The following is a 12,657-nucleotide window of genomic DNA, read 5'->3' on the forward strand; positions in this document are numbered from 1 at the left end:
TCTACTTGTTACCAGTGTTACCTCTGTTACCTCAGAAAAATAAGATTCACGCGAGAGTATTACCCCAATACGCTGCTATTAAACTGGTACACCCGCTTGACGCCTATTTCTGGCAGGCGGATGTTTTTCTGTGTCCGAGCAGCATCTTCCGGCAAATCCAGATACCCCGCCCTGGCGCAAAGCTGCGCCACTTTCTTGGCGTCGAACCCTTTGCAGATTTCTTTCCAGCCCGACGACAGCACGTAAAACGTGGTTACCGCATCCTCGGTGTTATGGCCTTTGACCACTTGCCGGAAGCCCACCATATTGGCCGGACGGCTGTATTCGTTGTGCCAGTCGGCAAAGCGGCTGAACTGGTTACGGGTGATAAAGTCTTTCACCTGCTCCAGCGCGGCGGCTTCCTCCTGATTGGCCACATGGCCGCGATCGACCATCCACGCATCCAGACAGACTTTTGCCGCTCGTAGCGCTTCCCCGGCAGGCCAGCCGGTTATCCCCGCTTCGGTGGCCAGTTCGCCCGCCATTGCCACCAGGGCAAAGCGCGTCACCGCCCGCCCCACCTGGTTGCCCGCCTCCGCTGGGGTTAACTCGCGGGTGTATGTTTTCAGCAGCGCTTTGGCTTTCGCCGTCATGCCGGACAAATCCGCCGTCAAGTGGCGCAACCACTCGCGGAACGCCGCGCCGTGGTATTCCGTCACCGCCTGCTCTAAATGTTCGGCCAGCGTCTTACCGCCCGAAAAGCCGTGCAACTCTTCAAACACGCCGTATTTGCCCGAATCGCTGGGGATTTGCACCATGCGCACTTCCACCCCGGCATAGGTGCGTTCCCCGGCATTAGCGGCATGTTCAACCAGCGACAGTTCCCCGGTGGAGAGAAACAGCAGGCACCAGCGGTTCGTTTCCCTTACGCTGCCGTCCGTTCTGGCTCTGGCCTTGCCCTGACCGTTGGCCAGCATGTAGGCGATATTCCCGGCTTCCCGTCCGTCTACCTCGCGGATTTCATCAAGCATCAGCGTCGCATCGTTACGGCGGCTGGCCGTGCCTTCCAGCGCGTTGCCGGTTGAGCGCCAGGTGTGCCAAAAATCCGCGCCGCCGCACACCGATGCCGCCACCTTCATGGTGGTGGTTTTGCCGTCCGTCGATTCCCCTTTCAGGTGATAGCCACCCCCGCCTACGCCGACCAGCTTTAGCAGCGGCGCGGCAAAGGCCAGGCTGACGGCAAACGCCACGCGGGCGTTACCCACGCAATACCGCGCCACCTGGTCGCGCCAGTCAGCCAACGTTCCCGCCGTGCGAAAATCCCGCCCCTGAACGCTGGACGTTTGCAAAATCACCGATTCCGCTCCCTCGCCTATCACTTCATCCTGGAGCACGTACACCGAGCCGTGCCAGCCGGTTTTACTGACGCACGTCACCTTGCGGTCTGGCTTGCACAGAGAAAGGTATTCCATCAGGTGCGCCCGCGCCTGGCCATTGGTGTTGATGTACGACAGGCCGTTAACCAGCAGTACCCGGCGCAACTCTTCCCCGCTGCCGCCTAATAACTCCATCGGCATCGCCCATTTGCGGCTTACGCCGTTGGTATCTTCCCATTCCAGCAGGCGGCCGTAGTTGCTGCCGTCCATATCGCAGGTGATAGCGGTCACCCGTACCGGGCTGCACAGCTTGATATTGCGGATTTCCGTATCGCCGTCCGACTTGTTCACCAGTTTGTCAAACCACAGGTATTCTTTGGTCAGCCGGAAGCCTTGCGGCAGACGGGTTTTGCCCTTGCCAAACAAAATCATTTCCTCGCGCAATGCCTCTTTGGTGCGCTCCTGGCCGTGCTCCTGCCTGAAATCATCCCAATCCGCTTTATGGCGCGTCGGCGGCAGCGATACCCAGCCATCCACCGCTTTGGCCGCTTTCTCCGCCCACTGTTTCCCAGTGTTTTCCTTGCCGTCGTCAAAGTCGTTATCTCCGGCTATCACCAGCCGCACATCCGGCCAGCGCTGGCGGAACGCCTGCGCCACATTAGGCAAGTTACTGGCGGCAACCGCCGCCACCGTGACGCCCTCGGTCAATGCGGCCACCGTCAGCGCGGTAGCGTAGCCCTCGGTGATAGTGACCTGCTCCGGCACATCCAGCGGCAGCGGTTGCAGGGTGATAAAGCTGCCCGCCAGGGTGGAATGGGCCAGCAGCCGTTTATCCCCCAACGGGCTGATTAGCTGCGCCCCGGTCACCTGCCCGTCAATATCAGTTAAAGGCAGCAGCAACGAACCGGCAGGAAATGCCACGCCGCCGCTGTGTTTCTCCTGGCTAATCAGCGGCAAGCCCTGCCCCGTTAAGCCTTTGTTGGTCAGATAGGTGCTTTCGCCTGTTTCGCAGGTCGCCCGCAGTGTGCGATAGGCGGCGCTGAACTGGCGGCGCTTTTCGGCTTCGTCGGCTTCTTTCCTGGCGGGCGGGTTTGTCGGGTGTTGCACCTCCGGTAAGCCCAGCACAGACGCCACCGCATCGGCGGCGGTTTTGTTGTCGTCGCCGCTGACCAGTTGCACCAAATCCAGCCCGTCGCCGCTGCCGCACTGCGAACAAAACCACGTTCCGCGCCCGTTCTTATCATCGAAACGGAAACGGTCGGTGCCGCCGCATTTTGGGCAGGCGCCGTGCCTGCCATTGGCCGGAACCGTAATCCCCAGCGCCGGTAATATCTGCGCCCAGCGGTTGCTTGCCGCCTTCACCGTCTCGGAGAGTTTTTGTCGGCTCATTGCACCTTCCCTCCCGCCGTCAGCGTTTCCACCACGGCACCGGACGGCAATTCGCCATCCGTCGCGCCGTTGGCAATCTCCGTGTACACCGCCGATAAGCAGCGGTAGCCATACGCCGACAGGCGCACCGCCTCACGCATAAAGCCCGGTTCGAGCATTTCATACAGCGCCTGCGCCGCCATCGGTTGCCCCATCGCACAGCCGAACTGGTCGATATAGGGCGCTTCAATATGGCGAATGATGTTAATCGCCACCTTGTCAGCGGTCAGCGGAATACGGCTACCGTTCAGCACATAAACCGCCTGGCCGTGTTGGGCGGTCATGGCCTCAATAAAGGCGCTGGCGATGTAATGGCGCAGCAGCGCCATTTTGAAAGCCGGTGAGGTCGGCGTGTTAATTGCGCTCATGGCGTTCCCCTCCGGCAAAGAATGCGCTGCTTTCTACCGCGCTATTGATCTGGTCACGAACACATTCAAAAATGGCGGCAAGGCCGTCCGAATTAAGCGGCTTATTGGGGTGATCGGCATGGTGGCGTAACAGATCGGCCATACATTCGGTGGCCTGCAAAGCGCGGTGTATACGCTCTTCGCCGTTCTGCGTATAGCCGCAAGGGAAAAGGGAATTAGTCATGGTCGCCCCCCGCTACCGGCTGGTGAAAAGCGCGGTGCAAGTTGTCCAGCCGTTCCCATAGAACAAAGGTCAGAATTTCTTTGGCCTGAGGCTGCTCCAGTTCAACCAGCGCATACGCCAGCGCCCGGCATTGATCGATGATTTCTTCGAGTTCCAGCGGCGTGTTATCAAACATGACGCGCCCCCTCAACCGGCAGACGGCCAGCAAAAGCGAGCACATAGTCACGCGCCAACAGACGGCGGGCGCTGCGTTCATTCGGGGCAATAACGGTTTCACGATGCGGGACGGCGTGAACATCAGCACGGCGCACGGCAAGAAATAAAAAGACAAATTCAGGGTGAGTTTGGGTCGGGGTCGTTGACATGCGTCAATCTCCAGTAGATAGCAAAACTTGCTACCACCAGAGCTGCAAATCTCTTGAATGGTGGTAGCCCAGACAGGGTTTGCAGTACCGGCTCTACTGGATACCGGCCAGCCCGAAAGCTGCCCCGCCTGAGCCACCATTGATTCGGTACGGATCGGTGCCGTTAATAATGGGTGCGCTAAGGCTACGATACAAAAAAAGACGCAATCGGCGTCTGGTATCGCCAGTAGATTACACGGGCTGCAAATCCCGATTGCCGATTTTGCGGCAACGGGCAGACTATACCCCGCATTTTCTGGCGACAGCAAGCAATTTTTATCCGAATACCGGTGATTGACCGGGTGCGTTATCGCGTACATAGTGTTTCCTGCTCAGTGACGAGCCATGACGTTAGATGACAAGGGAGTGTTACCCGGTGCCTACCGCACCGGGTATTTTTTTGCCTGCGTTCAGCCGCCTGATATCGCTGAATACCAGCCGGACGGCGCCAGCGAAAACCGACAAGGGATCGGCTGGCTGAGGCGGGCGCGTTTTTCCCGGCGTGAGAAATACGCCCGATTAGCGCTAAAGCGGATGCGATCCGTTCCCACACTGGCGGGGCTGTCCGTTACCGCCAACCCACTGAGATAAAACCGCCCCGCTTCGGGGAAATCCTCTTCAATCTCAATCGAGCAAAACAGCTTTTGCCCTTTCTCGTTGTAGCTGACCAGTTGCGCCGTGGGACGAATGCGCACAAACAGCCGGGATTCGCCTTCGATAACCTCATGTTTTGCGGCCAGCACTTCCCCCAGGTTATCGCCATTGCGTTTATGCTCGCCCCAAATCAGCGCGGTATAGTGCGCCGGGTTGTAGGTCGCCCCCATGTCTTTCAGCCAGGCCGGATCGATATAGCGCCCGTCAATGGTTGCGCCTTCGGTGGCCACGCAAAACCAGCCGGTCGTTAACTGTGAATCGTTCATATGCTCCCTCACTGCAACAGCGTGATAGCCTGCTCATCGGCAGCGGCATACAGATAACCATCCCCCAGCGCATACCCCTCATTACGCCAGTAGCTATGCTCATACACGGAACGATCATCAATGAATTCTGCCCGGAAATAGCGGCTGTGTTTTTGCGTGTAGACGTGCAGGTTTTCCAGCGTGGTAATGGCCAGCCGTTTACCCGGCATAAACGGCGGAACAAAGGCAAAGCGTCCCGCAATTGAACTGGCGGCCATCTGCGCGGCGGCGAGATCCGCTGGCCGGTCTGCCATATTGAACAGCCGTAGCCGTTCCGCAGCGGCCAGTTCAGCGCCCACCAATACCACCAGGCGCGGATCTTCACGAAAGCCCTCCGGTATCTTTTGGGTGATCAGGTGATTGGCCAGTGCATCCAGGTGCGGGAAATCGCCGCCATTTCCCAGGGTGATCGCATTAGTCAGCACTTGTGAGCCGCCATTAAATTGTTTGGCAACGGCATGCCAGCCAAGATTGATATCTTCCCCTTTAGGGTATTTGGCCGGGTTGGTTTCCGGGCTGAGAAACGCGCCATTCAGCCCGATGCGCAAAATATCTAACGCCATTGCCCGTTCGAAAAACGCCGCCACCGTCCGGGTGAAATGGTCAATCCCGCCTACGTTGGCAATGAGTGACATTTGCTCATACGACAGCGATGCGCAGGAATCCGTTTCAACCAGCACATACGGCGTACCGTTGACAGCCAGCGGCTTGTTAAATCTCCCCTCCAGCGCACGCCCGGTATGCAGGCTGCTATCCCCAATGGTGATCGCCTGGCCGCTTTCTTCCACCATGTCCATCAAGGTGATGCCCTGCATCATCCACCCGGATTCCAGTAAGGCGACGCGTAATTTATTTTCTGCCTCTTCTGATACAGAAAACGTTTTTTTGTTGCTGCTTAAATAACTTGCGCCGCGGGTAAAATTGCGATGAAACTCCCCCGCCAATGCAGGAGCATTAACGTGATGCATAAAATATCCTTTTATAAAAATGTGGTAATACTGTGAATTACAGTGCGTTTCGCATCATGCTATTTTTATATTGTTCGGCCTCTAACGTTTCCATCATTAATTTCACATAATCATTTACCGGCATGAGTTGGCGAAATAGTTCACCGTCATGACCGTAATACAAACGGCATAGTTCAGATTTTGCGATCCCATTATTATTTAACTCATATTTATCTATGGGGTGACGACAGCGTTTTAATATCTCTTCAACCGCTTTTTGTAATTCATCCATCGCTGACCAGGCATAAATATGGGATTCACAACTTAGGCCGTCAGAATAAAAATTGGTTTTATAGGTATACTCAGGTAAGGAAGCATCTGGTAGTTTTTCCATCACCTTATTCATAAAACCTTTAATATTCTTTTTCAGCATCGTTTCTACGACAGGACGTAATAACCCTAATAATCCGTATCGTGCTTGATAGATTAATTTAGCCCGTTCGTAATCATCCTGTGCCTGTAACCGTTTTTCCTGCGTACGTTTCATAGCTTCATTGACGGTAATACGCCATTTTTTTGCATAAGCAACCTCTTTATTTTCCCAATCAACATCATACGAATATCTCATCACCCCCTTACTTGCTTCAGATACAGCTTTCTCTGCGGCCTGGCAAATCGCCGTGCCACGTTCAATCAGGAAGTTGATTTCGTCCGGGTCACACATGTAGTTAGGCATGTTATAGCCGGTCAGGGTTTCCAGTTCGGCTAATGAGCGCTCCATTTTAAACAGGCGATAAATCTCAATGACGCGGATCGCATAACCGCCATCCCCATATTTAGGCTCAAACGGAACTGGCTGATAAGCTGCGATGACATTCATCGATTTATCGTATTTACAGTGTTCTATTTTTTTCATTTTATTACTCCACGCCTTTCCTATTTACCAGATTGCTATTAATCCAATCGATAATTTCTTGCTCTACCCATGCCACTGTTCTTTCCCCGATCGATACATTAAGCGGGAATCGACCATCCTTCATTCTGTGATAAATAGTTGAACGGGGAAGCCCGGTTTTGGCCATTACATCTTTTAAGCGAATTAAGCGTATCTCTTTGTTTTTATTTAAAGAAGCATCCATAACCACACCTTTATCATATTTATTTTAGCCACACGTTCCCCCTGAGATAAATTCAGATTCAAAAGGAGTTCGTAAGATGTATATAGATTTACATGTAGAGTATATCTTGTAAATAGGGCAGGTTTGCTACGTAGAGGTAAGGAATGTTTATTTAAAACTCTACCAGGTCATATTCAATAATATTCAGTCTTATTTATCACTCATTATCACTATATAATTATCGAGACGTTAATGTAAAGAACTGTAAATACATAATATCGTCATCAATCATAAAGTTTTTTATTAGTGTATAACCACATGTATAAATAAAATGTTCGAACAGTTAAAATTAAAATAAAAACAAATAGTTAATCAATTAACTCGATTCCAGTCGGGGACACCATCACGCGCCAACCGACGCGCCCGACCGCCATCATCCCCAACGGGCAAAAGCGTCAGACGCCTGCATTAACCCTATATGTAGCGTCGGCGTCATTGGGGCGGCAATAATCCCCAAAACTAAAAATCGTCCGGCCAGTAATCCCCTTTAGTTTTTCTTTTGCAGTCAACTCGGTTTATCTCCGCCGTCATTTAAATGATAGGGAGGATGAGCAATTAATTGCGTGTGAACAATAGGAGAAATAAATATTCAACTGATTAGCCGGCGAGCGACATGGGGTGATAACTTATGGCAGATCTGTTATATTTGAATGAAATCCAGATTTAACACAAAGTAATCTTTATATAGCAATACATCGGTCTCGTTTTAGCGCAAAATATCTTGTATGCTGATAATATCTTTTCAACATAAGGAAACCCAATGATGAGTTTTAACATCCTCAATAATGTCCGCTCTCTTCGTGCTCAGGCCAGAGATACCGATCTTGAGGTGCTTGAAGATCTGTTAAGCAAATTCACCGCCATTGTTGAAGAGCGCCGTGAAGAAGAAAGCAAGGTTCAAAAGGAACAGGCTGAGCGTCTGGCCAAACTGGAAGCGATTCGCGCTAAATTGCTTGAAGACGGCATAGACCCGGCCGAACTGTTGGAAAGTGTAAAATCTAAACCGGCCAAAGCAAAACGTCATCCCCGTCCCGCTAAATACAAATATATTGATGAGAACGGCGATGAAAAAACCTGGACCGGTCAGGGTAGAACGCCAAAAGCCATAACCGCAGCTCTGGAAAGCGGCAAAAAACTGGAAGATTTTGCCATCTGACGTTTCCGCTATCGGTTTTTTAGCCGCTAATAATCGTTAGCGGCTAATATTCCTTTCCCCGTAGTATCCTAAATAGTTGTCCCCTAAATAACAGACCAAGCGTCCCTGCATTCAATACGCCATTTAGCCCATCGCCGGCCGGTTAAATTTAATGCCGTTAACGGCGGCGTTTATTAAAAATAAATTAAAGCCATGTTTCCCCCCAAGTACGCCGCGACATTCAGGAAGGCAGCGCCAAATTGGACCAGATGGCCTCCGTAAGTTGGATAAAAGCGGGATCGCCGCGCAGCGCGCGCAGGTGGCGCGGTCGCGGCAAGGTCACGCGGTAATCCGCGATGATGCTCGCCGGACGGGCGCTGAAGACGATCACCCGGTCCGCGAGGGCCACCGCTTCCTCAATATCATGGGTGACGAAGATAATCGAGCGGCGTTCCGCCTCCCACACCCTGAGCAGTTCCTTGCCCATGGCGATCTTGGTTTGGTAATCGAGCGCGCCAAAGGGCTCATCCATCAGCATCAAAGAGGGCTGGTAGGCCAGCAGGCGGCCCAAAGAAACGCGCTGGCGCATCCCGCCGGAGAGCTGATGCGGCCAGGCATGCTCAAAACCGTCCAGATGCAGAAGCGTTATCAACGCGGCGATGCGCTCGTCCCGCTGCTCCGCCGGCATTCCGCCCAGCTCGGCGCCGATGCGAATATTGCCGCTCACGGTTTTCCAGGGCAGGAGCGCATCTTTCTGGAACATAAAGCCCACGCCGGGCGGCGTGCCCGTCACCGGTTTGCCATCCACCATGCTGATGCCGCCGGAAGGTTGCAGCAAACCGCAAAGCGCGCGCAGCACGGTGGATTTTCCGCAGCCGCTCGGGCCGACGATGGCAATGAATTCGCCTTCCGCCACCGTCAGCGAAATCCCCGCGAGAACCTCAAGCTGGGCGCCATCCGCCAGGGGAAAGGCGACGAGAAGATCGCACAATTCCGCGCGATAAGGCTGCGCCGTTGGCGGCCGGGGATCGCTCGCGCCCACCGCCTCCTGATGAATATTGGTCGTTAACGCCACCGGATTATCCTCTTTTCAATAAAGCCGATCAGGTAATTGGCGCACATGGCCAGCACCATAAGCACCACCAGACCGCTGAACACCCCGGTGGTATCGAGCTGGCCGCCGGAGCTTTCAATGTACCAGCCCAGCCCCCGGTTGGACCCGATCAGTTCTCCGACCACCGCGCCAATCAGCGCCAGGCCGACGCCGATGCGAAACGAGGCCAGGATCCACGGCACCACCGCGGGAAAAAGCACGGTTATGGCGATATATAACCGCCCTGCGCGCATCGATTTCATCAGGTCGATCTGGTCGGCATCAATGGTTCTGATGCCCTCCATCACATTGAGAATAAAGATAAAGATCACCATGGTGAACGACATGGTGATTTTGGAAAACAGGCCGATGCCGAACCAGAGAATAAAAAGCGGCGCCAGCGCCACGCGCGGCAGGCCGTACAGCCCCATGATGATGGGATCGAGCAGGCGCGCCAGCCGCGGCGCGCAGGCAAGCCCGATACCGACGGGCACGCCGACAATCGCCGCCAGCAGCAGTCCGGCGGCGGCTTCCAGCAGCGTGGTGGAGGTGTGCAGCCACAGATGGCCGCTGCGCGCCAGTTCAAACAGGCGCTCGGCAATCATACTGGGGCGGCTGCCCCAGAACGGATTGTACAGATGGTAAGAGGCCAGTTCCCAGAGCAAAAGCAGCACGATAATCAACGCCATCTGCGGCACCAGCGCCGAGCGCCACCCGGCGTGACGCCGCGCGGGCAAGCCGGCATTATTACGCCCGTTTATGGTTCTCCCGGGCAGGGTTGTCTTGGGCATGACGGCTCCCGAACATGGTTGCGAAAGGCATTAAACCCCCTCTCAGGGATGCGTGTTAATGGTGATATCCCGGTATGAGGAGACGTTCTCGTTCGGGGTTACCGTGCGAACAATCTCGCCGAGGGTGGCGTAGCTCGCCGGAGAAAGCACGCCATCGGTCGACAGGTAACCGGAGGTGACGTCAGTGACGATCTGCCGGATAAGCGCCTCGTCTTTAACCTCGGGGAACATCTCTTTGAGCGCCCTGGTCAGCACCTGCGGATCCTGATGAATAATCGCCAGCGCCTTGGTGATGGCCCGGGAGAGGGCGGCGGCCCGCTGCGGATTTTTCTCCAGCCAGACGTCCGTCACGATCAGCCCCTGCGAGGGGTAGGCCAGCGTGCGGTAATCTTCCAGAATCTTGAACTTGCCGCTATCGGCGAGGGTGATCTGGATATCCGGGGTGGTGAACATGCCGGCGGAGATGGCGCCGGCCTGGATGGCGGCCCGCTGCGCGCTGGCGCGGCCAACGGCGATAAGGCTAAAATCCTTATCCGGATCGAGGCCGATTTGGCGAATGGCGTAGCGCACCGTGGTATCCGTCAGGCTGCCGGCGGAGGTGATGCCGATTTTTTGCCCTTTGAGATCCGCGAGACGCGTCGCGGTCAAACCGGCCCCGGCGAGCAGCGCGTAGCTGTGGCGGTCAGCCAGAGAGACCAGCACCTTTCCCCCCAGTCCCCTTTCCTGCAGGCGAACCGCATGTTCGACCGCGCAGATGCACGCATCAACGCTGCCGGATGCCAGAGCCTGAATCGCCGGACCGCCGCCTTTGAAATCGAAACGTTCATAGGAAAGCCCCTCGGCTTTAAGCAGCCCCTCCTGGTCGGCAACGATAATCGGCAGCGACGCGGCCGACGTCTGCGCCGCGCCGATTTTGATGACGGACTCCTGGGCGGCGGCAACCGAAAACAGTCCGCTGATGGCAACCAGCGCCCCGATAAGTATGGCGTTTTTCGTTAGCATAATATTTCCCTGAAAATAAGAAGGTCTGACGTTGAGGGCAAATAAGCGACGTATTTACTGTGGAAAGCGCACGGCAAACTCTGAACCGCGTTCGCACATCCGCCCGCGGGCATCCTGCCACAGCCGTTGCGTGGCGTGCAGCTTGCCCAGGGCGCGGGCGACGGTTTCGAAGTTATAGCGCGCAAGCGCATCGGCGACGTCGGTATAGAAACGCGGCTCGGTGCGAATCATGGCCAGGATCTCATCGGCTACGGCGTCGATCTGCGCATCACCGGCGGTGGTTCCGCCCACGTCCGCTTTGCCGGCGATATACTCCTCCAGCCGCGCGCTGTCCGCATAGGCGTAGGCGATGCGCTCAAAGCGCTCATGGGGGATCCCCTCCGAAATGGTGGCGTCAATCCCCAGTTTCGCCGTGGTCGGCACCACGCCGGGCGGCATCACCGGCAGGCTGGGATCCAGCGGTTTGCCGCGCGCGCCGCTGACGACGACGAGATCCTTGTCCGCCTGCACGCGGGTGGCGATGGCCCATTCGACGTCCACCGGATTGAAGACGTCGATATCGTCGTCAACCACCACCACGTGTTTGATATCCATAACCGAGAGCGCGGCGAGCAAGGCGTTTTTCCCCTCGCCCGCCTGTTTTCTGATGGAGATCACCGCGTGCCAGAAGGCGCATCCCCCCAGGGTGACGTTGATATCCTTGACCGCCACCCCGGCCGTCTTCAGCGCCTGGCGAATCTGCGTATAGCGGGTAGGCGCGGCGAGCCAGGTATTCTCCCACGGCATATGCAGCGCATAATAAATGGCGTCCTTGCGCCGGCGGATCGCTTTTACCCGTACGATCGGGTTCCAGTGCAGGCCGCCCATCAGCCGGGTAAACTCGCCGAAGCGGCCTTCCGGATAGACCCATCCCGTCGGCAGGATTTCCGCTTCGATAACAATTTCCGCATCCGCGATACAGGGCACGTCGATCAGGTGGCCGGGCGCAAGCTCGACCGGCGTCTCGCGCAGTCCGCCGGCAATCGCCATTTCGTCGACGCCGAGCGGCGCGCGAAATCCCGAGCCCATGATTTCATAGGGATGCGTGCCGATCGAAATGGAAATAGGACAGGGTTTTCCGGCCTCGAACGCCCGCTGGGCGAACAGCCGCATATTGTTTGGGGTAACGAGATCGATACCGGTAAGATCCTTCTCCTTGACGATAAAACGATAGATGCCGGAATTGAGGCCGTATTCAGGATCGCGGGCAATCACCACCCCGGCGGTGATCATCGGACCGCCGTCATAGATCGAACTCATGGGAATCGGCAGTTTATACAAATCGATATCGTCTCCCTCAAGCACCACCTCCTGTATGGGGGATGTCGCCACCTGCCTCGGCGGAAGCGGATTATCGATGGCCTTTTTCAGCTTGCCCTCAATTTCCTGATAGGCCTGACACCCCATCGACATGATGACCCGCTTCTGCGAACGGATAATGCCGGAAACAACCGGAATATCGTAGCCGATGACATGATGAAACATGATGGCCTTATCGGACTGATCGACCAATGTCGCAATATGGCGAATATCTACCGGCTGTCTGAAATCAATGAGTTCGCCCTCATTTCTCAATCGCTCGATAAACTGCCGAAAAGATTCATTATCTTTCATCGTTATCCTTTATCACTTTAATTAATTGGGGTACGAATTGAGTTGATGAATATCTTTGTCCCGGCATCCGTGGCGGTATCGCTTGCGGAGCAATATATTGCAGCGCAAGCGCTGAAGGGGT

The 12,657-nt window shown here is 55.4% G+C and carries 14 protein-coding genes and 1 pseudogene; 1 reads left to right on the forward strand and 14 read right to left on the reverse strand.

Going from position 1 to position 12,657, the window contains the following annotated elements; all coding sequences use genetic code 11:
• Window positions 1-59: 59 nt before the first annotated feature.
• The 10 genes and pseudogenes from MFP24_RS19530 to MFP24_RS19575 form a co-directional block, all read right to left on the reverse strand.
• Window positions 60-2,744, reverse strand: coding sequence for a DUF927 domain-containing protein (locus MFP24_RS19530; RefSeq protein ID WP_249231942.1), 2,685 nt, complete (start codon window positions 2,742-2,744; stop codon window positions 60-62).
• Window positions 2,741-3,151: a DUF5375 family protein gene (locus MFP24_RS19535; RefSeq protein ID WP_249231943.1), complete on the reverse strand. Its 411-nt coding sequence runs from the start codon at window positions 3,149-3,151 to the stop codon at window positions 2,741-2,743. The genes MFP24_RS19530 and MFP24_RS19535 overlap by 4 nt, the downstream gene beginning before the upstream one ends.
• Window positions 3,138-3,374, reverse strand: a complete 237-nt coding sequence (locus MFP24_RS19540) for a hypothetical protein (RefSeq protein WP_249231944.1) — start codon at window positions 3,372-3,374, stop codon at window positions 3,138-3,140. The genes MFP24_RS19535 and MFP24_RS19540 overlap by 14 nt, the downstream gene beginning before the upstream one ends.
• The gene (locus MFP24_RS19545; RefSeq protein WP_249232174.1) at window positions 3,367-3,549 is read right to left on the reverse strand and encodes a hypothetical protein; all 183 of its coding nucleotides are present in this window, start codon (window positions 3,547-3,549) and stop codon (window positions 3,367-3,369) included. Before MFP24_RS19545 ends, MFP24_RS19540 begins: the two co-directional genes overlap by 8 nt.
• Window positions 3,542-3,739, reverse strand: a complete 198-nt coding sequence (locus MFP24_RS19550) for a host cell division inhibitor Icd-like protein (RefSeq protein WP_249232175.1) — start codon at window positions 3,737-3,739, stop codon at window positions 3,542-3,544. The genes MFP24_RS19545 and MFP24_RS19550 overlap by 8 nt, the downstream gene beginning before the upstream one ends.
• Window positions 3,740-3,798: 59 nt before the next feature.
• Window positions 3,799-4,098 (reverse strand): annotated as a pseudogene (locus tag MFP24_RS19555) (ash family protein); the annotation flags it as partial.
• Between the two features lie 90 nt (window positions 4,099-4,188).
• Window positions 4,189-4,698, reverse strand: a complete 510-nt coding sequence (locus MFP24_RS19560) for a GPO family capsid scaffolding protein (RefSeq protein WP_249231945.1) — start codon at window positions 4,696-4,698, stop codon at window positions 4,189-4,191.
• Between the two features lie 8 nt (window positions 4,699-4,706).
• The gene (locus MFP24_RS19565) at window positions 4,707-5,705 is read right to left on the reverse strand and encodes a P2 family phage major capsid protein (protein WP_249231946.1); all 999 of its coding nucleotides are present in this window, start codon (window positions 5,703-5,705) and stop codon (window positions 4,707-4,709) included.
• 37 nt (window positions 5,706-5,742) lie between these two features.
• Window positions 5,743-6,600, reverse strand: coding sequence for a hypothetical protein (locus MFP24_RS19570; RefSeq protein WP_249231947.1), 858 nt, complete (start codon window positions 6,598-6,600; stop codon window positions 5,743-5,745).
• A gap of 4 nt (window positions 6,601-6,604) precedes the next feature.
• Window positions 6,605-6,823: a helix-turn-helix transcriptional regulator gene (locus MFP24_RS19575; RefSeq protein WP_249231948.1), complete on the reverse strand. Its 219-nt coding sequence runs from the start codon at window positions 6,821-6,823 to the stop codon at window positions 6,605-6,607.
• A gap of 799 nt (window positions 6,824-7,622) precedes the next feature.
• Between MFP24_RS19575 and MFP24_RS19580 the strand changes: the two genes are divergently transcribed.
• Window positions 7,623-8,018 (forward strand): H-NS family histone-like protein, encoded by a 396-nt coding sequence (locus MFP24_RS19580; protein ID WP_136165106.1) that lies wholly within the window; start codon window positions 7,623-7,625, stop codon window positions 8,016-8,018.
• 220 nt (window positions 8,019-8,238) lie between these two features.
• Here MFP24_RS19580 and MFP24_RS19585 read toward each other — a convergent pair whose 3' ends face one another.
• The 4 genes from MFP24_RS19585 to MFP24_RS19600 are packed head-to-tail and all read right to left on the reverse strand — an operon-like array spanning window position 8,239 to window position 12,536.
• Window positions 8,239-9,072, reverse strand: coding sequence for an ABC transporter ATP-binding protein (locus MFP24_RS19585; RefSeq protein ID WP_249231949.1), 834 nt, complete (start codon window positions 9,070-9,072; stop codon window positions 8,239-8,241).
• Window positions 9,063-9,881, reverse strand: coding sequence for an ABC transporter permease (locus tag MFP24_RS19590; protein WP_249231950.1), 819 nt, complete (start codon window positions 9,879-9,881; stop codon window positions 9,063-9,065). Before MFP24_RS19590 ends, MFP24_RS19585 begins: the two co-directional genes overlap by 10 nt.
• Before the next feature lie 42 nt (window positions 9,882-9,923).
• The gene (locus MFP24_RS19595; protein ID WP_249231951.1) at window positions 9,924-10,883 is read right to left on the reverse strand and encodes an ABC transporter substrate-binding protein; all 960 of its coding nucleotides are present in this window, start codon (window positions 10,881-10,883) and stop codon (window positions 9,924-9,926) included.
• Window positions 10,884-10,937: 54 nt separating this feature from the next.
• Window positions 10,938-12,536 (reverse strand): UbiD family decarboxylase, encoded by a 1,599-nt coding sequence (locus MFP24_RS19600; RefSeq protein ID WP_249231952.1) that lies wholly within the window; start codon window positions 12,534-12,536, stop codon window positions 10,938-10,940.
• Window positions 12,537-12,657 lie beyond the last annotated feature (121 nt).

The organism is Brenneria tiliae (assembly GCF_023347575.1).
Taxonomy (GTDB): Bacteria; Pseudomonadota; Gammaproteobacteria; order Enterobacterales; family Enterobacteriaceae; genus Brenneria; species Brenneria corticis.

Excerpts from the sequence above, each read along its gene's own strand:
- MFP24_RS19530 (WP_249231942.1), bottom strand. The coding sequence starts at position 2,744 with ATGAGCCGACAAAAACTCTCCGAGACGGTGAAGGCGGCAAGCAACCGC.
- MFP24_RS19535 (WP_249231943.1), bottom strand. The coding sequence starts at position 3,151 with ATGAGCGCAATTAACACGCCGACCTCACCGGCTTTCAAAATGGCGCTG.
- MFP24_RS19540 (WP_249231944.1), bottom strand. The coding sequence starts at position 3,374 with ATGACTAATTCCCTTTTCCCTTGCGGCTATACGCAGAACGGCGAAGAG.
- MFP24_RS19545 (WP_249232174.1), bottom strand. The coding sequence starts at position 3,549 with ATGTTTGATAACACGCCGCTGGAACTCGAAGAAATCATCGATCAATGC.
- MFP24_RS19550 (WP_249232175.1), bottom strand. The coding sequence starts at position 3,739 with ATGTCAACGACCCCGACCCAAACTCACCCTGAATTTGTCTTTTTATTT.
- MFP24_RS19560 (WP_249231945.1), bottom strand. The coding sequence starts at position 4,698 with ATGAACGATTCACAGTTAACGACCGGCTGGTTTTGCGTGGCCACCGAA.
- MFP24_RS19565 (WP_249231946.1), bottom strand. The coding sequence starts at position 5,705 with ATGCATCACGTTAATGCTCCTGCATTGGCGGGGGAGTTTCATCGCAAT.
- MFP24_RS19570 (WP_249231947.1), bottom strand. The coding sequence starts at position 6,600 with ATGAAAAAAATAGAACACTGTAAATACGATAAATCGATGAATGTCATC.
- MFP24_RS19575 (WP_249231948.1), bottom strand. The coding sequence starts at position 6,823 with ATGGATGCTTCTTTAAATAAAAACAAAGAGATACGCTTAATTCGCTTA.
- MFP24_RS19580 (WP_136165106.1), top strand. The coding sequence starts at position 7,623 with ATGATGAGTTTTAACATCCTCAATAATGTCCGCTCTCTTCGTGCTCAG.
- MFP24_RS19590 (WP_249231950.1), bottom strand. The coding sequence starts at position 9,881 with ATGCCCAAGACAACCCTGCCCGGGAGAACCATAAACGGGCGTAATAAT.
- MFP24_RS19595 (WP_249231951.1), bottom strand. The coding sequence starts at position 10,883 with ATGCTAACGAAAAACGCCATACTTATCGGGGCGCTGGTTGCCATCAGC.
- MFP24_RS19600 (WP_249231952.1), bottom strand. The coding sequence starts at position 12,536 with ATGAAAGATAATGAATCTTTTCGGCAGTTTATCGAGCGATTGAGAAAT.